23 protein-coding genes are annotated in these 22358 nt (G+C 68.3%); 13 read left to right on the forward strand and 10 right to left on the reverse strand.

Annotated features, from left to right (window positions below; translation table 11 throughout):
• Positions 1-49: 49 nt before the first annotated feature.
• Complete coding sequence (locus ACYQR9_RS16545) at positions 50-427, reverse strand: DUF4440 domain-containing protein (protein WP_056452601.1); 378 nt, start codon at positions 425-427, stop codon at positions 50-52.
• Positions 428-748: 321 nt separating this feature from the next.
• Here ACYQR9_RS16545 and ACYQR9_RS16550 point away from each other — a divergent pair, with 321 nt between their 5' ends.
• Entirely contained in the window at positions 749-1069 is a 321-nt protein-coding gene (locus tag ACYQR9_RS16550) for a DMT family transporter (protein WP_207411260.1), read from the forward strand.
• A 155-nt stretch (positions 1070-1224) separates the two neighbouring features.
• On the opposite strand, the gene ACYQR9_RS16555 is transcribed toward ACYQR9_RS16550, so the two are convergent.
• The 4 genes from ACYQR9_RS16555 to ACYQR9_RS16570 form a co-directional block, all read right to left on the reverse strand.
• Positions 1225-1437 (reverse strand): hypothetical protein, encoded by a 213-nt coding sequence (locus ACYQR9_RS16555; RefSeq protein ID WP_056425826.1) that lies wholly within the window; start codon positions 1435-1437, stop codon positions 1225-1227.
• A gap of 87 nt (positions 1438-1524) precedes the next feature.
• Positions 1525-2301, reverse strand: coding sequence for a hypothetical protein (locus ACYQR9_RS16560; protein ID WP_461227410.1), 777 nt, complete (start codon positions 2299-2301; stop codon positions 1525-1527).
• Positions 2298-2516: a hypothetical protein gene (locus ACYQR9_RS16565; RefSeq protein WP_056425820.1), complete on the reverse strand. Its 219-nt coding sequence runs from the start codon at positions 2514-2516 to the stop codon at positions 2298-2300. The genes ACYQR9_RS16560 and ACYQR9_RS16565 overlap by 4 nt, the downstream gene beginning before the upstream one ends.
• 114 nt (positions 2517-2630) lie before the next feature.
• On the reverse strand, positions 2631-2873 hold the full coding sequence (locus tag ACYQR9_RS16570) for a hypothetical protein (RefSeq protein WP_311274542.1): 243 nt from the start codon (positions 2871-2873) through the stop codon (positions 2631-2633).
• Positions 2874-3253: 380 nt separating this feature from the next.
• Between ACYQR9_RS16570 and ACYQR9_RS16575 the strand changes: the two genes are divergently transcribed.
• Positions 3254-3649 (forward strand): MliC family protein, encoded by a 396-nt coding sequence (locus tag ACYQR9_RS16575; RefSeq protein WP_461227412.1) that lies wholly within the window; start codon positions 3254-3256, stop codon positions 3647-3649.
• A gap of 508 nt (positions 3650-4157) precedes the next feature.
• Here the strand turns inward: ACYQR9_RS16575 and ACYQR9_RS16580 are convergent.
• Positions 4158-5855: a flagellin N-terminal helical domain-containing protein gene (locus ACYQR9_RS16580; protein ID WP_461227414.1), complete on the reverse strand. Its 1698-nt coding sequence runs from the start codon at positions 5853-5855 to the stop codon at positions 4158-4160.
• 242 nt (positions 5856-6097) lie between these two features.
• Between ACYQR9_RS16580 and ACYQR9_RS16585 the strand changes: the two genes are divergently transcribed.
• Positions 6098-6511: a flagellar biosynthesis repressor FlbT gene (locus ACYQR9_RS16585; protein ID WP_207411256.1), complete on the forward strand. Its 414-nt coding sequence runs from the start codon at positions 6098-6100 to the stop codon at positions 6509-6511.
• Positions 6512-6815: 304 nt separating this feature from the next.
• Here ACYQR9_RS16585 and mdoH read toward each other — a convergent pair whose 3' ends face one another.
• Both mdoH and ACYQR9_RS16595 read right to left on the reverse strand, forming a co-directional pair.
• The gene (gene mdoH / locus ACYQR9_RS16590; protein WP_461227416.1) at positions 6816-8966 is read right to left on the reverse strand and encodes a glucans biosynthesis glucosyltransferase MdoH; all 2151 of its coding nucleotides are present in this window, start codon (positions 8964-8966) and stop codon (positions 6816-6818) included.
• Positions 8954-10564, reverse strand: coding sequence for a glucan biosynthesis protein D (locus ACYQR9_RS16595; protein ID WP_207411254.1), 1611 nt, complete (start codon positions 10562-10564; stop codon positions 8954-8956). Before ACYQR9_RS16595 ends, mdoH begins: the two co-directional genes overlap by 13 nt.
• Before the next feature lie 246 nt (positions 10565-10810).
• Here ACYQR9_RS16595 and ACYQR9_RS16600 point away from each other — a divergent pair, with 246 nt between their 5' ends.
• From ACYQR9_RS16600 to ACYQR9_RS16640, 9 genes are all read left to right on the forward strand, one after another.
• On the forward strand, positions 10811-11047 hold the full coding sequence (locus ACYQR9_RS16600) for a hypothetical protein (protein WP_207411253.1): 237 nt from the start codon (positions 10811-10813) through the stop codon (positions 11045-11047).
• Between the two features lie 151 nt (positions 11048-11198).
• Positions 11199-12602, forward strand: a complete 1404-nt coding sequence (gene glmU, locus ACYQR9_RS16605) for a bifunctional UDP-N-acetylglucosamine diphosphorylase/glucosamine-1-phosphate N-acetyltransferase GlmU (RefSeq protein ID WP_461227418.1) — start codon at positions 11199-11201, stop codon at positions 12600-12602.
• Between the two features lie 235 nt (positions 12603-12837).
• Positions 12838-14664: a glutamine--fructose-6-phosphate transaminase (isomerizing) gene (gene glmS / locus ACYQR9_RS16610; protein ID WP_461227420.1), complete on the forward strand. Its 1827-nt coding sequence runs from the start codon at positions 12838-12840 to the stop codon at positions 14662-14664.
• A gap of 189 nt (positions 14665-14853) precedes the next feature.
• Positions 14854-15900: an endonuclease/exonuclease/phosphatase family protein gene (locus ACYQR9_RS16615; RefSeq protein ID WP_461227422.1), complete on the forward strand. Its 1047-nt coding sequence runs from the start codon at positions 14854-14856 to the stop codon at positions 15898-15900.
• Positions 15901-16039: 139 nt separating this feature from the next.
• The gene (gene nthA / locus ACYQR9_RS16620) at positions 16040-16681 is read left to right on the forward strand and encodes a nitrile hydratase subunit alpha (RefSeq protein ID WP_461227424.1); all 642 of its coding nucleotides are present in this window, start codon (positions 16040-16042) and stop codon (positions 16679-16681) included.
• The gene (nthB, locus tag ACYQR9_RS16625) at positions 16678-17346 is read left to right on the forward strand and encodes a nitrile hydratase subunit beta (protein ID WP_461227426.1); all 669 of its coding nucleotides are present in this window, start codon (positions 16678-16680) and stop codon (positions 17344-17346) included. Before nthA ends, nthB begins: the two co-directional genes overlap by 4 nt.
• Positions 17343-17678 (forward strand): nitrile hydratase accessory protein, encoded by a 336-nt coding sequence (locus tag ACYQR9_RS16630; protein WP_461227428.1) that lies wholly within the window; start codon positions 17343-17345, stop codon positions 17676-17678. Before nthB ends, ACYQR9_RS16630 begins: the two co-directional genes overlap by 4 nt.
• 96 nt (positions 17679-17774) lie before the next feature.
• Positions 17775-17972, forward strand: coding sequence for a hypothetical protein (locus tag ACYQR9_RS16635; protein WP_056425783.1), 198 nt, complete (start codon positions 17775-17777; stop codon positions 17970-17972).
• Between the two features lie 118 nt (positions 17973-18090).
• Positions 18091-18894 carry a DUF502 domain-containing protein gene (locus tag ACYQR9_RS16640; protein WP_461227430.1) on the forward strand — a complete coding sequence of 268 codons (804 nt, stop codon included), beginning with the start codon at positions 18091-18093 and terminating at the stop codon, positions 18892-18894.
• A gap of 110 nt (positions 18895-19004) precedes the next feature.
• On the opposite strand, the gene ACYQR9_RS16645 is transcribed toward ACYQR9_RS16640, so the two are convergent.
• Positions 19005-19337 (reverse strand): hypothetical protein, encoded by a 333-nt coding sequence (locus tag ACYQR9_RS16645; protein WP_026175920.1) that lies wholly within the window; start codon positions 19335-19337, stop codon positions 19005-19007.
• A 300-nt stretch (positions 19338-19637) separates the two neighbouring features.
• The gene (recG, locus tag ACYQR9_RS16650; RefSeq protein ID WP_461227432.1) at positions 19638-21779 is read right to left on the reverse strand and encodes an ATP-dependent DNA helicase RecG; all 2142 of its coding nucleotides are present in this window, start codon (positions 21777-21779) and stop codon (positions 19638-19640) included.
• A gap of 163 nt (positions 21780-21942) precedes the next feature.
• On the opposite strand from recG, the gene ACYQR9_RS16655 reads away from it, so the two are divergent.
• Positions 21943-22236 carry an FAD assembly factor SdhE gene (locus ACYQR9_RS16655; RefSeq protein WP_056425773.1) on the forward strand — a complete coding sequence of 98 codons (294 nt, stop codon included), beginning with the start codon at positions 21943-21945 and terminating at the stop codon, positions 22234-22236.
• Positions 22237-22358 lie beyond the last annotated feature (122 nt).

The raw sequence follows: 22358 nt of genomic DNA on the forward strand, positions 1-22358 counted from the left end.
CCGCTCTCGCGCGTCGAGCGCAGGGTCCGGATGTCGAGGATGGCCGTCCCTATCCGGCGGCCTTCTCGGCCGTGGAGCCGACCAGCGGCGGCGTCTGCTGGTGCTGAACCACGCGCCAGACCTCGTGTGACAGCCGGCGATAGGTCGAGGTGCAATGCGCCTGATAGGTCTCGCCGTCCCGCGAGGCCTTCGCATGATAGGCGATGACGATCAGCCCTTCCTGCGGACGAGAGATCTGTCCCCCGGAAAGCTCGACCTCCGACCAGCGCGGCGTGTCCGCGACGGCCTCGATGGCCTGCGAGCCGCTCAGCACGAAGGGGGGTTGCGGCAGCACCATCAGGCATTCGTCGTCGACCAGTTCACGGTAATGGTCCGCCCCACCGGTCCAGAGACTCTTCTCGAAGGACCAGACGCGATCGTCGTCCATTGTGCTCTCCCACGGGCTGCTGTCTTTCAGAGAAGATCGCGGAGCGCGGTTCGTTCCTGGCGCGGTGGCCTACGCGGATGCGGTCGGGAAAATGACGATGCGCGAGCGAGGGGCCTCCATCGTCCAGTCGAAAGGATGGAACAGGCGTGTTCCTGCGCAGCGGCATCTCAGGGGCCGCCATTCCCGTTTCGGGATGACCGGCACTTCTCCGCCTTGAAAATAAGCATTCTGCTCGCTAATTAGGCACTCGCGAGGCCACGTCCTCCCCCTCCTGCAGGGTCGAAGTCCGGGACGGCCCGGCCCTTGAAGCAGAGGGCCGATATGGCTTGGGTCTATCTCGGAATTGCCGGTGTCCTCGAGATCGTCTGGGCATCCATGATGAAGCAGTCGGACGGCTTCACCCGCCTCTGGCCGACGGTCATCACCTTGGTGGCGATGGTCGGAAGCTTCGGGCTGTTGGCCATGGCCATGCGAACCCTGCCGCTGGGGACTGCCTACACGATCTGGACGGGTATCGGCGCGATCGGCGCTTTCGTAGTCGGCGTGACGGTCCTCGGAGAGGAAGCCAGCCTCACCCGCATGATCGCGGCTGTCCTCATCGTCTCAGGACTCGTGACCATGAAACTCGCGAGCGCTCACTAACTATCCCCGGTCACTCGTACGTCTGCTCCATGCGGCCGCCGGGGAGGGCGGCTTCGATGCACCCCTGGTCCCAAACCAGATGCGCTGCGATCGGCCCGCACCGCTCGGCCTAGGATTCCGCAGCCGACAGCTTCGGTCAGTGCGCCGAAGCTCACTCACGACGAGCGCTTCGTGGGAGGCTTCTCTGCAGCGGCATCCGCGGCATCGCGCTCGAGCCGCTGAGCCTTCAGCCGAACGATCTGGTCGTCACGCGCCGTCTCTCGGACTTTGACTTCTTCCCAGACTTGACCTGCCGTGTCGGCACGTTCGGCGGCCTTGGCAGCCCTCGTGTCCTTACGGTCCTGCCGGCCGACTTTGTCATCCGTCATTCGATCATCTCCAATTCCGGAAGCGGTAGCGTGATGACCCATCGCGCGCGGGAAGCAGGTCCGTGGAAAGGCTTCACGGCGAGTGGTTCACGCCGGTGTCGAGAAAAGCATCATGGCGTCAGCCTCCGTATCGAGAGGATTGTCCGATACGAAAGACCGCCGCTGGAGCGCTCGCTCGCTTGCCTCCGCACCGCATTTCTCCACGTGGACAACGCGGTTCACGACCTGAAGGTTCGGAGCGCCCCAATAGGTCAGCAATCTCGGCCAAGCAGCGTCGCGGTCTTCGCGCCAGACGCGATAGAGCGGCGTGCGATGGTCGACCTCGGCCGTCTTCAGCAGGCGCTTCCCGGAGGCGGCGCAGCGATGGCGCTGATGCGCCTTCAAAACCTTCACCTGGTCGCTCGGCGCCACCCAGAACTTCCAGGCCGTGACGCAGGCCGAATGCCAGCGGGCGTTCTTGTTCGGCGTGCCGGTGCCCCACAGATCCTTGTGCCAGCCGAAGCGGAAGACCGGCTGCCCGCAGATGCAGCAATGGCCGGGCCCTCGCGCGTGCGCAGGCTCGCGATAGGGCGAAGGGGGCATCCGGAAGGTCGCGGCGAGGCCCGAACCCTTCTCCGAGCCGAGACGCCACGTCCATCCCTCCGGCTGGCCTGAGCGTGCGGCCAGTGCCCGCGCCAGGCGATCGGCCCGGAGGACGTGGTTGCGCCAATAGCTCTCGACGGCGAGGCGCGGCGTGGGCGGCGTCAGCGGGCGTGACAGCGCGTGCTGCAGGACCGGCACCGGAAAGAGGGCGGGAAGCGAGCGTTCAAGCCGGGCGCGGGAGCGTCCATTGCGCTCCGCGCGCCACTCCGATGCAGCGGTCACGCCGGATCGAGGACACGAGCGGGGGAAACCGCCGGTGCCGGTGCTGGGACCGGTACGCCGGCGATGGCATCGGCGAGGAAATTCAAGCGTAGCGCGAGGTCGCTCACCTCGTTCAAGGCGATGGCTTTATCGCCGCTCTTCACCGCCCGGGTGATGTCGCTGATCTGCATCTTCGCCATGCGCGACAATTCGGCGGAAAGCTGGTCCCTGGTCATCGGTATCCATCTCGGTTCGGCGGTTTCGTGCCTAACGAGGCCTAAAGCCGGAGGGTTACCGGGCGGTTTCAGCCGGCGAACCGAGACGGCGTGCGGATGTCCGTGCCGCCACCGTCACTGCCGAGGTGCGGGCGTGGGGGTCGGCTGCGCCGGCGCTTGCTGATTGGGGCCCTGCGGCGCGGGGGCCGGCTGCTGAGGCGCCGTGCCGGGGGCGGCCTGGTCGTCCGACAGCGTCTGGTTCGCCTTGGTCTGCAGCTGATCCGCCGTCTGCTGGTTGATGAGCCCATAGGACACGGCAGCCGCGAGAGCCACGGCGATGACAGCCCCGATGATCGTCTTCGTGAGCTTGCTCTGCATGGACATGCCTCCTGCGGTCGCCCTCACCTGAGGCGTCCTCTACGGAACAACGGTGATGGCTCGCAGGCTGGTTCCACTCCGGTCTTTCGCCCCCTCGAACGGGCGGGCCAGCCACGCTGGAGCGCTCTCCGCCGAAGTGGATACCGACCGGGAGACCGATACTGACGTTGAGCCGGATGCGGATGGAGAGACGTCGATGGAGGCCCTCCTGGCAGCCCGTGTCGGATCGTCATGGGCGAGGAGCGGTGATCGGGATCTCGCGGAGCCCCTGAGTTCCGGTCCATCATCATGATCCCGAGCGGTCGTATCCTTGACGGGACCTCCGGTCGGGCGCGTCCTCAGCCCTCCGGCCGATCAGGCTAAATTCGGAGATGCTCTCGATGATGCGCCTTCACACCGTATCGCCGTTACTCGTTGCCGTCGTCATGGTCGGCATGTCGATCCAGGCTCACGCAGAGGCCCCCGACAAGACGCTGTCCCGGGCGACCGCCAGCGAGGGGGCAACGACGAAGCGGGTGATCTTCTCGTGCCCGAAGAACGTCTTGCTCACGGTCGAGTTCGTCACCTCCGACCCGGCACAGCCTGCGATCGTCCGGCCTCCCGAAGGGCCGGAGATCACTCTGCCGGCACAGCCTTCGGGCTCAGGGTTTCGCTACGGCGACGACACGCACGAACTGCGCGGCAAGGGGCAGGAGGTCACGTGGACCGACCAGTCCAAGCACCCCATCGTCTGCACGGAGCAGAAGCCGCCCGCGGGTGGGACAGAGCCGAACTGAGCTCCGCTCCGGCGGCCGTTCGGCGGCGGGCCAAAGGCCGAACGAGTGCTGTCGCCTTTGGCCCGCCCAACGCCTCGATACGGGCAGGGGCAGAGAACGATGAGCGAACGCCTTCGGATCGAAAGACCGAGCCCGGGCAATACTGTCGCTGATCTCGAGGGACTGCGCGGAATGGCCGGGAGCGAATCTGAAGTCCGCTTCCTCAAATTACTCGGCCATCCTTCCAAGCCGTTGCGAAGGCGCGATGGCGTGCCTTCGCCGACGCCTGGGCTGTCGTCCGTCGCCGAACGGGCTCGATCCCATCATCCGGCGGCCTTGTCCCCGGCCGAATGCGGGGCAGCGTCACCCGTGGCGGCGGCAGCGAGACCGAACCGCCCTTATCTGTCGGATCGTGGTGGCCCGCCCGGTCGTCCCGCGAGAATCTCCATCCGGCCGGGGCCGGGACGTGGCGCGAACGAAAACGGCCGGGGTTTCCCCCGGCCGCTTAGGGTCGTGACGGCTGATCCGCTTAGCGGAGAAGCTGCAGGATGCCCTGCTGCGCCGTGTTGGCGAGCGAGAGGGCCGAGATGCCGATCGACTGGCGGGTCGACAGGGCCTGGGAGTTGGCGGCTTCCTCGTTGAGGTCCGCGTTCGTCAGGTTGGCCGAGCCGGTGTCGAGGATGTTGATCAACTTCTTCGAGAAATCCTGACGGTTCTGCACCACCGAAAGGTTGGAGCCGAAGGTCGAGGACTGGGCACGAAGCTGGCTGGTGGCGGCGGTGATGGCCGTCAGGGCCTTGTTAATCTCGTCGTCGGACTGGAACCCACCGGTGACCGAGCTCAGGCCAAGGCCATCGGAGTCGAGCTTGGCACCCTCGATGTTCAGGTTGGACGAACCCGTCTCGTTGAAAGTGACCTTCAGCGAGTTCTCGGCCTTGTCCGTGCCCGAACGGTACAGAAGATTGATGCCGTTGTAGCTCGAATCCTTCGCTTGCTGGGTGATCTGATCCAGCAGCGTGTTGAACTGCTTGGCGAGGGAGGTGCGGGTCGCGTTGGTGCCGCTGGCAGATCCAGCACCGCTCGCCACGACCGGCTTTGCGGTGGCACCGGCACCAAAACCGATATCCGTGTCGGTCGTCGCGGAAGACGCATCGATCGTGATCTTCTGATCTGAACCCGTCGCCGTCGAAGTAAAGGTCACCTTACCCGTCGTATCATCACCAACGGCCGTGACCTTACCCTTGAAACCGGTATCGGCATTCAGTTGCTTGTTGATCGCGGTGGCAAGGTCCGTTGCCTTTGCATCCGTCAGAGCGCCGAGCGTGGCATCCGCAGCCGTGTTCAGCTCGATCTTTTTGGCCGGGCCATCGCCGAGCTTGATCGTGAACGACGCATCGGCTGCGCCCGTGAAGTCAGGGCCGGTACCACCAGTGGCCAAACCAGCAACTGCTGCACCTTCTGCAGCTGCAGCTGTGGCGCCGTTCTTAGCATCAGCACCCTTGGCTGTCTGTGCAGCTGTGGCAGTACCAAATCCAAGATCGACTTCGTTGCCGGTCGCGTTAGTGACCGTTGCCGTTGCGTCCTTACCGGTCGCAGTCGACGTGAAAACAATCCGACCATCTGTCGTCTTGGAGGCAGAGACCGCAGCAGGATTTGTCGTGTCGTTGGCCAGCTGGTTATTGATTGCCTTGACCACGTCATCAGCGGTCGCCTTGCCGACGTTGCTCGTCACGCCGCTCAGCGTGGAAGCATCGAGGGTGATCACAGTATTATTGGTGCCGTCATTCACGGTGAAAACGGCGTTGCGGGTGCCGGAGAAGTCCTGCGTGCCGTCGGTGGCCGCCGTGGACGTACCTTGGAAGGACGTCGCTGCCGAGAGGATTGCGGACGTTGCCGGCGTGCCGCTCGTTACAGCGCTCTTGTCGGCTAGCGCCTGGTTGGCGGTGGACTTGGCCGAGTCGACCAGCTTCTGGATCGAGGTGATGCCCTGGTTGGCGGCCTGGATCGTCTGGACGCCGTTTGAGATGCCGTTGAGGAGCGAGCCGAGATCGCCCGAGCGGCCGGACAGGGACTGCGAGGTGAAGAAGCTCGTCGGATCGTCGAGGGCCGAGTTGACCTTCTTGCCGGTCGACAGACGGTTCTGGGTCTGGGTCAGGAGGTCGGCGGTACCCTGCAGCGAGAGCAGGTTCTGGCGCGTTGCCGCGGTGAGCGTGATGCCTGAAGACATGTGGTCCGATCCATTCTGATCTGGAAGCACCCCTTTTTTGGATGCAGCGTCACCAAACCACGAGGACGTTGCGAAGGTCTTAAGGCGAACGGTCAACAAAACATGTGGGGGATCCGCTGCATTCTCCGTATTTTCGCGGCCTTCGGGGCGATGCCGGATTCCGCGAAGCAACCCTCGCCAATGCGGTGACGTCTTGTTAACCGTCCGGACCGATGATCCCGCCCGAGCCCGAAGGACCGGTCATGCCCCTGAAGATCGAACTCAAGCCGTTCGAGCGGTTGCTGATCGGCGGGGCCGCGATCCGCAACGGGTCCCGGCGGTCGAGTTTCGTCATCGAGACGATGACGAAGTTCCTGCGCGAATCCGACATCATCACGGAGAGCGAGGCCGATACGGCCTGCAAGCGCCTCTACCTGACTCTCACGGTGCTCTATCTCTCCGACGACGTGTCGGAGATCGAGAACCTGTTCGTGGCCCAGGCGAGCGAATTGCTCGAGGCGGTACCGACCACGGCTCCCTATGTCCGGGACATCAACGCCCACGTGGCGGCGCGGGACTTCTACCGGGCGATGAAGCGGGGCAAGGACCTCATCCAGTACGAGGCCTCCCTGGCGGACCGTCTCGCCAAGGCACCCGATTCGGGAAACGCCGACTGACCTTCCGGATCGGCGGCCGAGCGGGCAGGGGGCCGGCATCGGCCGCCCGGATCCGCGGGCTCTCGTGGAAACGAGCTCCGGGCACGGTCGATCCCCCCGTCTCACGCGGGCTACCGGATTCACACATCTGCCCTCGTTGGCAGACCGCGTCCCTCTCCCCCTTGTGGGGAGAGGTTAGGAGTGGGGGTGGCTCCGCCAGCCTCCGCAGCTTGAGGGTCGCCCGACCACCCCCACCTCCAACTCCTCCCCACAAGGGGGAGGAGGGCTCGTCAGCGCATCCCGCGACAGGCGTGACGATCGTAGCTCACGCGGGCGCGAGACGGGTGAGGCGGTCGAGGAGGGCGCGGTCGTGGAGGAGGGCCATGCGCTCCTTCGGGCTGAGCCACTCGGCGGCCTCCGCGATGGTCTCGGCCTCCACCACCTTGGCCTGGGCGAGGGCGCGGTCCGTGTCGATCACGCCGCGGGGACGTTTGGGCATCTCGGGCAGCATCAGGGCATGGGCTTCGGCGAAGCCCGCATCGGCGTGGAGGGCGCGGATCGCATCCGAGTCGTCGAGGCCGGCCTCGGCGTTGCGGGCGGCGAGCGTCCCGGCGGTGACGGCGATGGCCGGCGGGTCGCGCTCCTCCGGGGTCATCAGCAGGCCGAGGCGCTTGAGGGCGAGGCCCCAGGACAACTGGCCGCTCGCCCAGGAGATCGGGATCGCCAGGACGAGGCCGAGGATGGTGGGCGACATCCAGAGGAACAGCGAGGTGGCGATGGCGAAGGCGGCGATGCCGGTCACCAGCCCCAGCACCATGTGCCAGCGGTGGCGGCGGACGATGTCGCGCAAGGGTATCGAGCCGTCGTCGCGCCGCTGCGGGTTCCAGCCGGTATCGCGCCCGACCAGGATCTCGAACACCGAGCCGGATTGGATCAGCATGGCGATGGGGGCGATGAGCGCGGAGAGGATCGTCTCGATCAGGCTCGACAGGACGAGGCGTATGGCGCCGCCCGAAGCCCGGCGCACCGGCCCGTCGATGAGGGCGAGGATCAGCCCCAGGAGCTTCGGGGCCAGCAGGATGCCCATGGTGAGCCCGAACAGCTGGAGCGCGCGCACGGGGTCGAAGCGCGGCCAGACCGGGTAGAGCCCGAATTCGGAGGTGAAATATTCCGGCCGCACATAGGCGGTCTGGAGCACAAGGGCGATACCGACCACGAGCTGGCCGAGCCAGAGCGGGGAGGCGACGTAGCCGGCGATGCCGGTGGCGAAATGCTGGCGCGAGGCCAGCGTCAGGCCCGCCGCCCCGATGACGCGGCTGTGCTGCAGGTTGCCCTGCGCCCAGCGCCGGTCGCGCACCGCGACGTCGATGAGGGAGGGCGGGCTCTCCTCGTAGGAGCCGGGCAGGGCGGGCAGCATGGTCACGCTCCAGCCGGCCCGCCGGATCAGCGCCGCCTCGACGAAATCGTGGCTGAGGATGTGGCCGCCGAAGGGCGGTTTGCCCTTGAGATCGGGCAGGCCGCAGGCCTCCGCGAAGGCGCGGGTGCGGATGATGGCGTTGTGGCCCCAGTAATTGCCGTCGCGGCCCGACCAGACCGAGAGGCCCGTGGCGATGACCGGGCCGTAGATGCGGGCGGCGAATTGCTGGACGCGGGCGAACAGGGTGTTGCGGTTGATGATGAGCGGCAGCGACTGGATGATGCCGGAATCCGGGTCCGCCTCCATGGCGGCGGCGAGATGGACCACGCAAGGACCGGTCATCAGGCTGTCGGCGTCGAGCACCAGCATGTGGTCGTAGGCCCCGCCCCAGCGCGAGACGAAGTCGCCGATATTGCCGGCCTTGCGGTGATGGTTCTTCGCCCGGTGCCGGTAATAGAGCCGCGCATCCTCGCCCCAGCGCTCGCGCAGGGCCAGGAAGGCGCGCTCCTCGGCGATCCAGGCATCGCCCACCGTCGAGTCCGACAGGACGAAATAGTCGAAGGCCTCGCCGAGGCCGGTGGCGTCGATCTCCGCCCGCATGGCTTCCACGGCCGCGAAGGTGCGGGCAGTGGCCTCGTTATAGACCGGCATGACGATGGCGGTCTTCGTGGCGAGCCGGGTCGGCGGAAGCGGCGCCTTCGGCCGGCGCAGGAGCGTGGCGAAGCCCAGGATCGCGCTCATGAAGGAGAGGGCGATCCAGGAGAAGTTCAGGGTGAAGAGCACGAGCAGCACATATTGCAGCGCCGTCGTCCCGCCCGAGACGGCCACGACCTCGTACATCTCCAGGGCGCCGTAGGCGGTGAGCAGCGCCGCCCCGCCGAAGACGAAGGCGCGGGCGGCCCAGGGCCGTCGCGCGGGCTTGGCCGGACGGTGCCCAGATGCGGGATCCCAGCGGTCGAGCGCCTGCACCGGCATGGGCAGCGGGGCTTCGGGCGGCATCGCGGGCCGGAAGGAAGCCGGGGCGGTGGGGGGAAGCGCGTGCGTGTTCAGGGTGTCCACCGGTAGAGCCAGGTTTCGGTGACGGAGGCCTCCCCGCGCTTGAGCACGAGGCGCAGTTCGCAGGACTTCCCGCCGCCCGTGTCGAGCTCGAAGGAGACCCGCACCGTCTTACGGTCGGGATAGCGATAGAGGGTCGGGGCCGCCACCGTGCCGGGCGAGGTCAGGAGCGTCGGCTGCAGGTCCGGATCGGCGAACAGGATGTCACCGGTGAAATCCACCAGGAAGAGGCGGCGGTTGCTCCCCGGCGCCTTGCCGCTGCGGGTGCCGGAGACGAGCGCCACGGGCGGCGCCTCCGGCGGCTGCCAGCACCAGTGCTGGCGATAGCTGAACGCATGCTCGGTGCCCGCCGCCAGCGTCGCCTTCGGCCGCCAATAGGCCAGGATGTTCTCGTTGAACTCGGAATCGCTCGGGATCTCGAGGAGCGTCACCGCGCCCGGCCCCCAATTGCCGAACGGTTCGAGCCAGAGCGACGGGCGCCACTCCCAATGCTGCACGTCGTCCTCGAAATCGGCGTAGCTGCGCGCCCGCTGCATCAGGCCGAACCCTTTGGGGTTCTCGTCGACGAAGGACGAGACCTGCAGCGTCTCCGGGTTGCGCGCGGGACGCCAGATCGCCTCATTGGCACCGGTGCGGATCTGCAGGCCGGTGGAGGCATAGGCGCCGGCCCGGGCATCGTCGGCACCGCGCCGGTCGTAAGGGCCGAAGAGGTAGCTCGTGGTCATGCCGCCGAGACCGAGATGGTCGATGGCCGCGCGCGCGAACACCGTGCCCTCCACATCGCACAGCGAATCGCCGCCGGGCCGCAGGCTCATCCTCAGGGACGCGGTGGCCGAGGGGGAATCGACGAGGCAATGCAGCACCAGCGGGCCGCCGGGGCCCGGCCGCTCGACCCAGATGGCGCGGAGTTCGGGGAACTCCTCGCCGCGTGAATCGGCGGGGCGCAGAGTGAGGGCGCGCGCGGTGACGCCGAACCCCTGGCCGGTAGCGACGAGGCGGAAGAACGACGCCCCCTGGAAAGTGGCGAAATCGGTGAGTTCGCCGCCATCGAACCGGGCGCGGATGCGCAGGCCCGAATAGCCGGGATCGTCCTTGAACTCGGGCAGGGCGATGCCCTCCGCCTCGAACCGGGCGCGGTCGTAGGCCAGCGGCCGCACTGTGCCGTCCTCCACCAGGGCCAGGGCCACGCGGCCGGTGAAGACCGAGCCGCGATGCAGGGGCTCGAGGGTGAAGCCGAAGGCCTCGTTCGCCCAGATCGCGCTGCCCGGCACGGTCCGGATGGCGTTGTACTGCTCGCGGTTGAGCCCGGTCAGGGCACCGGGCAGGTCGTCGGTGCGGGGGGCGGCATAGGGGCGTTTGGCAAGCTCGCGGGCGAGGTCGGGCACCGTATGGCCGAGGAACGGCGCGCCCTCGGCGGGGAGGGCGGGGGCATCGTCCGCCCAGGCGGTCGAGGCGGTGCCGGGGAGGGAGAGAGCCAGCGCGGCGGCGCTCGCCTGCAAGAAAAGCTCCCGGCGGCTCCGGTCCTGCGGTCCCGTCAGCACGGGATCATCGGAGGAGGGTTCTGTCACGGCGCGGCGAAGTCCCGGAATCGTCGGCGTCATTGGACCTGTAATGTCGGCGCGGGAAGGCGCGGGGTGCGATGCAGTATGTCCCGGCTTTACCACGGCACGGCCCGAACCCAACCTTAAGCCGGAAGGAACCGAAACCGTTCAACGGAACGCGGATTTTCCCGGCAGGCAAGCAGTTCGGCCGGGAACGGCGGCGAGGGGCGATAAGGGTCCCGGACTGGCCGAATAGCCGCGCTTGTGACAGATTCCAGAGGTCGTTCACCTCTTACGAGGCACCTCATGGCGCTCATCCCATGCCCTGCCTGCTCGCGACAGGTCTCCGCGCAAGCCGTGGCCTGTCCGGGATGCGGCCACCCCGGTGACGCCGCCTCCCCGGCGGGAGGCGGTGTGACGCGCATGCTGGGAACCGTCGCCGGCACCTATATCTCCTCCACCACCCTGGCGAGCCTGGTCCTGGGGGTCGTCATGTTCGTGTGCCTGGCCGCCGTGCTGATCACCCTGATCCTCAAGAGCTGATGCAAGAGCTGATGACTCGGACGGTTCGGACCGGATCTCCTTCCGCGCCCCCGGCTCGCCGGCCGCGCAGGCTTGCTACCCGACAAGCCACGCAGTAGCGCAGCCGGATAGGACGCGAGCCGGCCCCCGGCCCGACAGCGGCGGAGCGACGATGACGGCGCAGACCCCCCATTCGACCGAGCCCGCCAGGACGGGCGGACGCAGCCTCACGGCCATCGTTCTCGCCGCCGGCAAGGGCACGCGGATGCGGTCCGACCTGCCTAAGGTGCTGCACGCGGTGGCCGGGCGGACCATGCTCGGCCATGTTCTCGCCGCCGCTCGCGAGGCCGGGGCGACCCGCATCGCCGTGGTGGTCGAGCCGGGGCAGGAGGCGGTGGCCGCCGAGATCGCGCGGGCCGCACCCGGAGCCTCGGTCCATCCGCAGGTGGAGCGCCTCGGCACCGCCCATGCGGTTCTGGCCGCCCGCGAGGCCCTGGAGGCGGGCTCCGACGACGTGGTGATCGCGTTCGGCGACACTCCCCTGGTCACCGGGGCCACCCTCACCCGCCTGCGCGCGCCCCTGGCCGATGGGGCGGCGGTGGCGGTGCTGGCTTTCACGGCGGAGAATCCCACCGGCTACGGACGGGTGCTGACGGAGGGCGGGCGCGTACTCGCCATCCGCGAGGAGAAGGATGCGAGCGCGGAGGAACGCGCCGTCACCCTGTGCAATGCCGGACTTATGGCACTGTCCGGCCCCCATGCCCTCGCCCTGCTCACGCGGATCGGCAACGCCAACGCGGCGGGCGAGTACTACCTGCCGGACGCGGTCGCCCTTGCCGTGGAAGACGGGCTCGCCGTGGCGGTGGTGCCCGTGGACGAGGCCGAGGCGCAGGGCGTCAACGACCGGGTCCAGCTCAGCGTCGCCGAGGCGACGATCCAGGCGCGGCTGCGCCGCGCGGCCCAGATCGGCGGGGCCACCCTGGTGGCGCCGGAAACGGTTTTCTTCAGCGTCGACACGGTGTTGGGCCGGGACGTTCTCGTGGAACCTCATGTGGTGTTCGGCCCCAAAGTGACGGTCGGCGACCGTTGCGTGATCCATGCCTTCTCGCATCTCGAAGGCGCGACCCTGGCACAGGGCGTCAGCATCGGCCCCTATGCGAGGCTTCGCCCCGGCGCGGTGCTGGAGGCCGGCTCGCGTATCGGCAATTTCGTCGAGATGAAGAACGCCCGCCTCGGCGAGGGCGCCAAGGCCAACCACCTGACCTATCTGGGCGATGCCGAGATCGGGCCGGGCGCGAATGTCGGGGCCGGCACCATCACCTGCAATTACGACGGGGTGAACAAGCACCGGACCGAGATCGGGGCCGGCGCCTTCATCGGCTCGAACACCGCCCTGGTGGCGCCCGTGAGCGTCGGGGCCGGCGCGATCATTGGCGCGGGCTCGGTCATTACGCATTCGGTGCCGGCCGATGCCCTCGCCATCGCCCGCAGCCGCCAGCGCATCATCGAGGGCATGGCCAGCGGGATGCGGGCGGCATTGCAGGCGATGAAGGCCGCCCGTTCCAAGAAAGACTAGCTCCGTCAGTATCGTATCGTCGGACGTGAACGTATCCGTTGAGCCGAATTCAGCCTCGGAGACCGTGAAAGAGCAGGAACCCTGGCCGGATCGTGTTCCGATCCGGTACAAGGCCCTCCCAGAAGGCTTGGGCCGCTCCTTGCGTGGGCCACCGCCAAGATCCCGGTCGGAGACGTCGGAGGCCAGTCCTGCTTCCGCTCCCCGGCCAAGCCCACTCGTATGAGAAGTAGCGACCATGTGTGGAATCGTTGGCATCGTCGGGCATGAGGCGGTGGCGGGACAGGTGGTCGAAGCCCTGCGCCGCCTCGAATATCGCGGCTACGATTCGGCTGGCGTCGCCACCCTGGCCAATGGCCGGCTCGATCGCCGCCGCGCCGAGGGCAAGCTCTCCAACCTCGAACTCAGGCTGCGCGACGAGCCGCTGCCCGGCGCCATCGGCATCGGCCATACCCGCTGGGCCACCCATGGCCGCCCCAACGAGACCAATGCCCACCCGCATGCCACGGCGCGGCTGGCCGTCGTCCATAACGGCATCATCGAGAACTTTCGCGAGCTGAAGGCCGAGTTGCAGGCCGGCGGCGTACGCTTCGAGAGCGAGACCGACACCGAGGTCGTGGCCCAGCTCGTCAGCGCCGAGATGGACAAGGGCCTGGGCCCGGTGGAGGCCGTGGCCGCCGCCCTGCCGCGCCTGCGCGGTGCGTTCGCGCTGGGCTTCATCTTCACCGGCTACGACGATCTCCTCATCGGCGCCCGCCACGGTGCGCCCCTGGCCATCGGCTTCGGCGATGGCGAGACCTATCTGGGCTCGGACGCCCTCGCCCTCGCCCCCTTCACCGAGGAGATCACCTATCTGGAGGAGGGCGACTGGGCGGTGCTGACCCGTGAGGGCGCCGCGATCCGCGACATCGACGGCAACCCGGTCTCGCGCCAGCGCCAGCGCATCGTCGCCCAGGCCTACCGGGTCGAGAAGGGCAACCACCGCCACTTCATGGCCAAGGAAATCCACGAGCAGCCCGAAGTGGTCGGCCGCACGCTGGCCCATTACGTCGATCTCGCCAATGGCCGGGTCGCCCTGCCCGAGGCGCTGCCGTTCGATTTCAAGGACCTCTCGCGGCTCTCGATCACCGCCTGCGGCACCGCCTATTATGCCGGGCTGGTGGCGAAATACTGGTTCGAATCCCTGGCGCGGCTGCCCGTGGAGATCGACGTCGCCTCCGAGGCGCGCTACCGCGAGCCGCCCCTCGACACGGCCGGCCTGACCCTCGTCATCTCCCAATCGGGCGAGACCGCCGACACCCTGGCCTCCCTGCGCTACGCCAAGAGCCAAGGCCAGCACACCCTGGCCGTGGTCAACGTGCCGACCTCCACCATCGCCCGCGAGGCCTCGGCCGTGGTGCCGACGCTCGCCGGCCCCGAGATCGGCGTGGCCTCCACCAAGGCCTTCTCCTGCCAGCTCACGGTGCTCCTGTGCCTCGCCATCGCGGCAGGCCGGGCGCGGGGTACCCTGAGCGCCGAGCGCGAGCGCGAACTCGTCGACGCGCTCATCACCGTGCCGGGCCTGATGGCGGACGCGACCAAGCTGGAAGGCGAGATCGAGCTTCTCGCCCGTGAGGTCTCGAAGGCCCGCGACGTGCTCTATCTCGGCCGCGGCACGAGCTACCCGATGGCGATGGAAGGCGCGCTGAAGCTCAAGGAGATCAGCTACATCCACGCCGAGGGCTACGCCGCCGGCGAGCTCAAGCACGGCCCCATCGCCCTCATCGACGAGAGCGTGCCGGTCATCGTCATCGCGCCGCACGACGCGATCTTTGAGAAGACGGTGTCGAACATGCAGGAGGTGGCCGCGCGCGGCGGCCGCATCATCCTCATCGGCGACGCCAAGGGCGCGGCGGCGGCCGGCCTCGACACCATGGCGACGGTGACCATGCCCGACCTCGACCCGGTCGTGTCTCCCATCGTCTACGCGGTGCCGATCCAGCTCATCGCCTACCACACGGCCGTTTTCATGGGCAAAGACGTGGACCAGCCGCGCAACCTCGCCAAGTCCGTGACGGTGGAATAGGCCGGAACCGCCACCGGAATCCGTCGATTGTCAGGCGCCCCTCGAAACCGGGTCGCGTGGCGGTCGAAGCGGGGGTCGCATGGCGGTCATTACGGGCCGCGTGGCGGTCGCGCGAGACGACGCGGCATGGCCCATTGAATGGCCCGGTTGGGTGGCTCCCTGACGGGCGCACGGCGGCGGAGACCAGGTTTGACGTATCTCACGCTCGCCCTGCAGGGCATCGCCGGTCTGCTGGTGGCAGCCACGGTGCTGCCCCTGATCGAGACCAATCTCGGCTTCGTCCGCAGCCTGGACTTCCCCCGGCTCCAGATCGCGGTGGCGCTGGCGGCCTGCCTCGCCGGCCTCCTTCTGGTCTCCCGGGACACGACGTCCCTCATCCTCGCCCTCGCCATGGCGGCGGCTTTGGTCATGCAGGTCCGCTACATCCTGCCCTTCACGCCGCTCGCCGCCACCCAGGCGAAGGCGGCCACGGCCTGCGAGCCGGGAGACCGGCTCAGCCTCGTGGTGCTCAACGTCCTGCAGACGAACAGGAATTACGGCGCGGCCCTCGATCTCGTCACGCGTCGCTCGCCCGATCTCGTCCTGCTGCTGGAGACCGATTCTGCCTGGCAGGAGGCCATGTCCCCATTGCGTACGCTCTACCCGAACCGGGTCGAGCAGCCGCAGGACAACACCTACGGCCTATTGTTCTATTCGCGCCTTCCCCTGCGCGACCCCGAAATCCGCTTCCTGCTCCAGGACGACGTGCCGTCGCTGCGCACGCAGGTGGTGCTGCCGGACGGCGAGGCGGTGAGGCTCTATGGCCTGCATCCGCGCCCCCCGCATCCCGGCCATAGCAGCGCGCCGCGCGACGCCGAACTGGTGATCGTCGCCCGTGAAGTGGCGGAAGCGCCGGGTCCGACCATCGTCGCCGGCGATCTCAACGACGTGGCCTGGTCCCGCACGACCCAATTGTTCCAGAGTATCAGCGGCTTGCTCGATCCGCGCCGGGGCCGCGGCCTGTTCGCGACTTTCCACGCTAAATGGCCTGTGATGCGCTGGCCCCTCGACCATGTCTTCTTCAGCGAGCACTTCCTGCTCGGCCACATGGAACGGCTGCCCGGCGTCGGCTCGGACCATTTCCCGATCACGGTCAGCCTCTGCGCCGCGCCACAGGCCCCCGCCCGGCAGCAGAAGCCCGAGGCCACCGCGGAGGATCACCGCGATGCCCAGGAGGCCATCGAAGCCGTGCGTTGACGAACTGCGAAGTGGTGTCGACACGGTGCCTCTCCGGTATCAGACTGGGCCTCGCACAATGCCCGGCGCGCCCCGTGCTTGCCCGCCTCCGGGCCGGACAACCGACTTGAAATCCGTTCCGGGCACAGGACGAGACGCCATGGCGCACGATCACGACCATCACCATGACCATCCGGACCACGCGCATGGCAGCGCCCTCACCCCCATCGAGGCGCGGGTGAGGGCGCTGGAATCGCTGCTTCTCGAGAAAGGCTACGTGGAGGCGGACGCACTCGATGCGCTCGTCGAAATGTACGAGACCCGCATCGGCCCCCATAACGGCGCCCGCGTCGTCGCCCGCGCCTGGACCGATCCGGCCTATCGCGAACGGCTCCTCGCCGACGGGACGCCGGCCATCGCGGAACTCGGCATCGGGGGGCGCGGCGGCGAGCACATGGTGGTGGTCGAGAACACGCCCGACAGCCACAACCTCGTCGTCTGCACCCTGTGCTCCTGCTATCCTTGGCCGGTGCTCGGGCTGCCGCCGGTCTGGTACAAGGCGCCACCCTACCGCGCCCGCGCCGTCCTCGACCCGCGCGGGGTCCTCGCCGAGTTCGGTCTCACCCTTCCCGAGGCGACCCGCATCACCGTGTGGGATTCCACCGCCGAGACCCGTTTCATGGTCCTGCCCCTGCGGCCCGCCGGCACCGAATCCCTGAGCGAGGCCGAGCTCGCCGCCCTGGTCACGCGCGATTCCATGATCGGCACCGGGCTGCCGCTCGCCCCGGAGGCCGGCCGATGAACGGCGCGCAGGATCTCGGCGGCGCCCACGGATTCGGCACCGTCATGCCGGAGGCGAACGAGCCGGTTTTTCATGCGGAATGGGAACGGCGCGTCTTCGCCCTGGCTCTGGCGGTGGGCTATACCGGTACCTGGACCCTGGATGGCAGCCGCGCCGCGCGGGAATCGCTGCCCCCGGCGGAGTACCTGTCGTCGAGCTATTACGAGATCTGGCTCGCCGCCCTCGAAGCGCAGGTCGTCGCCCATGGCCTTGCCACGCAAGAGGAAATCGCCGCGGGCGCCAGCGCTGGGCCGGCGAGCCCGGTGAAACGGGTGCTGCGTGCCGAGGAGATCCCGCCTCGCTTCTCCGTGGGATTTCCCAGTGACCGGCCGCCGGATGCGCCGGCCTTATATGCGGTACGCGACCCCGTCTTGACCCGCAACGACCACCCCATTGGCCATACCCGCCTACCCCGTTACGTCCGGGGTCGGCGTGGCGTCATCGAGCGGGTCCACGGCGCCTTCGTCCTGCCCGATGCCAGCGCGGAGGGCCGGGAGGCCCCGCCGCAATGGCTCTACACGGTGGGGTTCGAGGCCGCCGAACTATGGGGGACGAGCGCCGACCCGGGAGGGCGCGTCACCGTGGCCGCCTTCGAGGGGTATCTCCTGCCGGGGGCGGCGTCATGAGCGCCGGTTGCCGGGCCGACGATCCGCGGCCGTTCGCGGAACCGTGGGAGGCGCAGGTCTTCGCCCTGGTGGTCTCCTTGCAGGAGAGGGGCCTGTTCACGCAGGAGGAGTGGGCGAGCGCCCTCGGACGCAGCATCCGGCCGGAGGGGAAGCCGGAAGCGGCGGCCGATTACGGACGCTGGCTCGCGACTCTGGAAGCCCTGCTCGCCGAACGCGGTGTCACCGATTCCGCGAGCGTCCAGGCCCGCAGCGACGCCTTCCTGCGCGCCGCCGCCGCGACCCCGCATGGTGAGGCGATCGTCCTGGCAAACGACCCGCTTTCGTCGACCTGAGGTAACGCCGCCCTGGGAACGGTGCCTCGGCTCTGGCGAACCGAGCGCCGGCGAGGCATCCTGCAACTTCCCTCCCCGACGAGAACGGACACGACCATGGCAACGCCGCGCGACCTCAAGGTCCAGATGGCCGGCGAGACCCGCGCCCGCGAACGGGCCCAAGCCCTGGCCTCGGCCAGCGCCACGCGGGCACAGCGCGCCGAACTCGCCCTCAAGGAGGCCCTCGCGGAACGGGATGCCTGGAAGGAGAGGGCGCTGGCGGCGGAGGCGGCGCTCGGCGAAACCAAGCCGTGATCCACGCCTGCGCTCGTCCGGCCAGGGGCGTGGCTTCCTCGCGCTTGAGGTGACACGCCCGACCCGCTAACCCTTGTCATGCAGGCTGAAGACCAGCCTCCCACGAGACAGGCCGCCCGTGCGCGAAACGCTCACCCCGTTGCCGGAACCAGACCCCGCCGTCGCACGGCCGCCGCCTCGGGTGAGCAAGAAGAGCCGCCTGCGGACCTACTTCCTCACCGGCATCATCGTCGCCGGGCCGTTGGCGATCACCATCTACATCACGTGGTGGTTCATCAGCCTCATCGACGGCTGGGTGAAGCCCCTGGTGCCGGCGAGCTATCTGCCGGACCATTATCTGCCCTTCTCGCTTCCGGGCATCGGCCTCGTCATCGCCTTCGTCGCGGTGACGCTGCTCGGCTTCCTCACCGCCAACCTCGTCGGCCGCAGCGTGGTGGAGTTCGGGGAGGTGCTGCTCGCACGCACCCCGGTGATCTCGGGCCTCTACAAGGGCCTGCGGCAGATCTTCGAGACGCTGTTCTCGGCCAACGGCACGTCGTTCCGCACCGTCGGCCTGGTCGAATTCCCGGTGAAGGGAACGTGGTCGGTGGTGTTCGTCTCGGCGCCGGCCGGACCGGACGTGCAAACGGCGCTCGGCGAGGAGAACGACCATGTGGGCGTGTTCCTACCCTGCGCGCCCAACCCCACGACGGGCTTCTTCTTCTACCTGCCACGGGCCGATATCATCGAAGTGCCCATGAGCATCGACGACGCGGCCAAGCTGGTGATGTCGGCGGGGGTGATCCAGCCGGAAGATCCGCAGGTCAGGCTGCAGGCCATGGCGGCATCGATCCGCGCGGCTCAGAACGGGCAGGCGGCCGGGCCGGAGGCGGTGCTCGAAGCCTCGTCCCGTCGCCAGGACAAGCTCGTCAGCACAGAGTGAAAAGCTCGCCCTCGCAGGGCTGCCGGTCCAAGTCTCCGAGCCGGGACGTCGACCCGACGCGCATCTCCCAAAAAGCGAACCCGCCTTTCGGGAGCCTCGCTGGAACGCGCCTAGTTGTGAACCGTCATCGAGGCCTTCTCGATGGGCAGCGTCGGCGGCGAGGCATCGGCGACATGGCTGTTGGCGTGCGGGGCAATTGTGGAACCACCCCAGCCCATGGCGATCTGGGCGGTGACGGCCACCAAAAGCAGGACCATCAGCGCATTCGCGGCGATCTGGAAGGGGCGGGCGGATTGACGAACCGCGAGGAGGACATCGTCCGTCGTCTTCAGCGCGGGCTCCTTGCCATCCGAGATCGGAAGCAGCCACGGCTCGCTCGGAAGGGCGTGGACGCTCCCCATTTCGTGGGCACCCGGTAGGTTTTGGAACAGTCCGGCAGACATATCCATCCTCCTGAATTCGTTGTGGCAGCCCAGTCTGGCGGGCTGTTCGTTCATGTTCAGTTAAGAGGAGAATACGTTCATTTCAAGTTCAGGAAGTCCGTGCGGCACCGCACAACGGCTCGGGAAACGAGATCCGGAAATCAGCTTAGTCTTTGAAAATCAAGCTCTTTCCGGCGACGTGTGGCTGCGGTGCCATGGTTCTCGAAGCTGAACTGCGCAGACGTCATCGGTGGTCGATTCGTCGCTTTTGTGGCGATGCGTTCAGGTTTGGCGTGGGTTCCTGACGGCCGGCGAATCGGCTCAACCGGCTCCGAGCAACCGAATCGCCGCGTCCCTTTCGAATAGGTAGAGCAGCACCCGGAGTGCCCTGCCACGCTCGGATCTGAGGCCGGGATCGCGCTCGACGATGAGCCGCGCATCATCGCGGGCGACCTCCAGCAGGTTGGCGTCGCTCTCGAGGCTCGCGAGGCGGAAGGCGGCCGCGCCCGATTGGCGGGTGCCCAGCACCTCGCCCTCGCCGCGCAGGCGCAGATCCTCCTCGGCGATGCGGAAGCCGTCCTCGGTCTCGCGCATCATTTCGAGGCGGGCGCGGGAGACCTGTCCCAGCGGCCCGCGATAGAGGAGCAGGCAGGTGGAGGCCTTGGCCCCGCGCCCGACCCGTCCGCGCAGCTGGTGCAGCTGCGCGAGGCCGAACCGCTCGGCATGCTCGATCACCATGATGGTCGCCTCGGGCACGTCGACGCCCACCTCCACCACCGTTGTAGAGACCAGGATCTTCGTCTCGCCGGCGGCGAACCGCTCCATGGCGGCATCCTTGTCCGGCCCCGGCATCTTGCCGTGGATCAGCCCGACGGCGTCGCCGAATTCCTGCCGCAGGTCGGCGAAGCGATCCTCGGCGGCGGCGAGGTCGACATATTCGGATTCCGCCACCAGCGGGCAGATCCAGTAGACCCTATCCCCGGAGGCAAGCGCCCGGCCGAGCCCCATCACCACCTCGTCGAGCCGGTCGATGGAGACGAGGCGGGTGGCGATGGCCTGGCGGCCGGCCGGCTTCTCGTCGAGGACCGAGACGTCCATGTCGCCGAAACAGGTCAGCGCCAGGGTGCGGGGGATCGGCGTCGCGGTCATCACCAGGATGTCCACCGCCGCCCCCTTGGCGCCTAGCGCGAGGCGCTGATGGACGCCGAACCGATGCTGCTCGTCCACCACGGCGACGCCGAGATCCTTGAAGATCACACTATCCTGGAACAGGGCGTGGGTGCCGACCACGATATCGATATGGCCGTCGGCGAGGTCGGCCAGGGTGGCGCGGCGCTCCGAGACCTTGTCGCGCCCGGTGAGGAGGCGCAGGCGCAGCGAACCGACGAGCTCCGTCAGGCGCTCGAAATGCTGGCGCGCCAGGATCTCGGTGGGCGCCATCAGAGCCGCCTGCCGGCCGACCTCCACCGCCGAGGCCATGGCCAGCAGCGCCACCGCCGTCTTGCCCGAACCGACATCGCCCTGGAGCAGGCGCAGCATGCGCCGGTCGGAGGCGAGATCGGCACGGATCTCCTCGACGGCCCGGGCCTGGGCGCCGGTAAGCGCGAAGGGCAGGGCGGCCTCGATCCGGTCCTTGAGATGGCCGTCGCCGGCATTGGCCCGGCCGGGCGCCCTGCGGTTGCGGGCCCGCATCAGGGCGAGGGCCAGCTGCGAGGCGAGGAGTTCGTCATAGGCGAGCCGCCGGCGTGCCGGGGTGCGGGGCGTGACGCCATCGCTCGCCGGTGCCGGCGGCGCGTTCTCGGGCCGGTGCTCGGCCCTGAGCGCATCGGCGAAACCCGGCAGCCCTTCCCGCGCGAGCCAGGCCGGGTCCTGCCATTCGGGCAGGGTCGGCAGCCGGTCGAGGGCGGAATGCGCCAGTTTCGAGATCGCCCGCGAGGTCAGCCCCTCGGTGGCGCCGTAGACGAGCTCGACGGCGGGGAGGGCGGCGAGCCCCGCCTCGTCCACGATCCGCGACGGGTGCACCATCTGCCGGTGCCCGTCCCACAGGTCGATGCGGCCGGAAATGTAGCGATGGGCGCCGAGCGGCAGCATCTTCTCCACGCGGGCCTGCGGCATGCCGAAGAACACCAGGGTGATGTCGCCGGTGCCGTCCTCCACCAGGACCCGGAAGGGACGCCGCCCCGCCCCGGGCTGCGGCGGGCGATAGCCGGTCACGGTGACACCCAACGTCACGGGCTCGCCCGGCGGCGCCTCGGCGATGGAGCCCATCATCGTGCGCGCCACCCCGCCCTGGGGCAGGTGGAACAGGAGATCGACGATCCGCGCTGGCTGTTCGGGCGTGCCGAGGAGCCGCTCAATCAGCGGCGCCATCTTCGACCCGACGCCGGGGAGGGTCCGGGCCTGGGCGAAGAGCGGATCGAGGATGCTGGGGCGCAGGTTCGTCGGGCGGGGTTCGTCTGTCATGCAAAGCCGGTTGAGCCGCGCGAACGGAGATGGTGATGCCGCCGCGCGGGTCTATATAGACGACGGCAGGGCCCTACGCCGCTATCGCGGCACCGGGCCGCGCACAGTTTCCCCTGTCCCGGGATCACCGGATCCCAGGATCGCAGCATGACAGGCTGACCCCATGTCCGGAACCACCCGCACCAGCGCGGATCTCGATCCGCGCCGCCGCCGCACCCTCTTCCGCGCCTGGCATCGCGGCATGCGCGAGATGGACCTGATCATGGGCCGTTTCGCCGATGCGGAGATCGGTACGCTGAGCGATGAGGAATTGACGACCTTCGAGGCCCTGATCGAGCTGCCCGACCGCGACCTGTTCCGCTGGCTCACCGGCGAGGACGAGACGCCGCAGAATTACGACACGCCGGTATACCGCCGCCTCCAGGCGTTCCATAAGCACGACGCGCCGATTCATTAGCGGTCTAGGCGATGCGAGGCTCTCCTCCCCCCTGTGGGGAGGAGTTGGAGGTGGGGGTAGCGCCGCTCGCCTCCGCAGTGGGAGGGTCGCCCAACCACCCCCACCCTCGGTCCCTCCCCACA

It is taken from the genome of Methylobacterium sp. CM6241, assembly GCF_054817845.1.

Coding starts and splice junctions, on each gene's coding strand:
- nthB (WP_461227426.1), top strand. CDS start 16,678: ATGAACGGCGCGCAGGATCTCGGCGGCGCCCACGGATTCGGCACCGTC.
- ACYQR9_RS16585 (WP_207411256.1), top strand. CDS start 6,098: ATGCCCCTGAAGATCGAACTCAAGCCGTTCGAGCGGTTGCTGATCGGC.
- glmU (WP_461227418.1), top strand. CDS start 11,199: ATGACGGCGCAGACCCCCCATTCGACCGAGCCCGCCAGGACGGGCGGA.
- glmS (WP_461227420.1), top strand. CDS start 12,838: ATGTGTGGAATCGTTGGCATCGTCGGGCATGAGGCGGTGGCGGGACAG.
- ACYQR9_RS16565 (WP_056425820.1), bottom strand. CDS start 2,516: ATGACCAGGGACCAGCTTTCCGCCGAATTGTCGCGCATGGCGAAGATG.
- ACYQR9_RS16545 (WP_056452601.1), bottom strand. CDS start 427: ATGGACGACGATCGCGTCTGGTCCTTCGAGAAGAGTCTCTGGACCGGT.
- ACYQR9_RS16630 (WP_461227428.1), top strand. CDS start 17,343: ATGAGCGCCGGTTGCCGGGCCGACGATCCGCGGCCGTTCGCGGAACCG.
- ACYQR9_RS16595 (WP_207411254.1), bottom strand. CDS start 10,564: ATGACGCCGACGATTCCGGGACTTCGCCGCGCCGTGACAGAACCCTCC.
- ACYQR9_RS16580 (WP_461227414.1), bottom strand. CDS start 5,855: ATGTCTTCAGGCATCACGCTCACCGCGGCAACGCGCCAGAACCTGCTC.
- nthA (WP_461227424.1), top strand. CDS start 16,040: ATGGCGCACGATCACGACCATCACCATGACCATCCGGACCACGCGCAT.
- ACYQR9_RS16645 (WP_026175920.1), bottom strand. CDS start 19,337: ATGTCTGCCGGACTGTTCCAAAACCTACCGGGTGCCCACGAAATGGGG.
- ACYQR9_RS16555 (WP_056425826.1), bottom strand. CDS start 1,437: ATGACGGATGACAAAGTCGGCCGGCAGGACCGTAAGGACACGAGGGCT.
- ACYQR9_RS16600 (WP_207411253.1), top strand. CDS start 10,811: ATGGCGCTCATCCCATGCCCTGCCTGCTCGCGACAGGTCTCCGCGCAA.
- ACYQR9_RS16575 (WP_461227412.1), top strand. CDS start 3,254: ATGATGCGCCTTCACACCGTATCGCCGTTACTCGTTGCCGTCGTCATG.
- recG (WP_461227432.1), bottom strand. CDS start 21,779: ATGACAGACGAACCCCGCCCGACGAACCTGCGCCCCAGCATCCTCGAT.
- ACYQR9_RS16635 (WP_056425783.1), top strand. CDS start 17,775: ATGGCAACGCCGCGCGACCTCAAGGTCCAGATGGCCGGCGAGACCCGC.
- ACYQR9_RS16655 (WP_056425773.1), top strand. CDS start 21,943: ATGTCCGGAACCACCCGCACCAGCGCGGATCTCGATCCGCGCCGCCGC.
- ACYQR9_RS16550 (WP_207411260.1), top strand. CDS start 749: ATGGCTTGGGTCTATCTCGGAATTGCCGGTGTCCTCGAGATCGTCTGG.
- ACYQR9_RS16570 (WP_311274542.1), bottom strand. CDS start 2,873: ATGCAGAGCAAGCTCACGAAGACGATCATCGGGGCTGTCATCGCCGTG.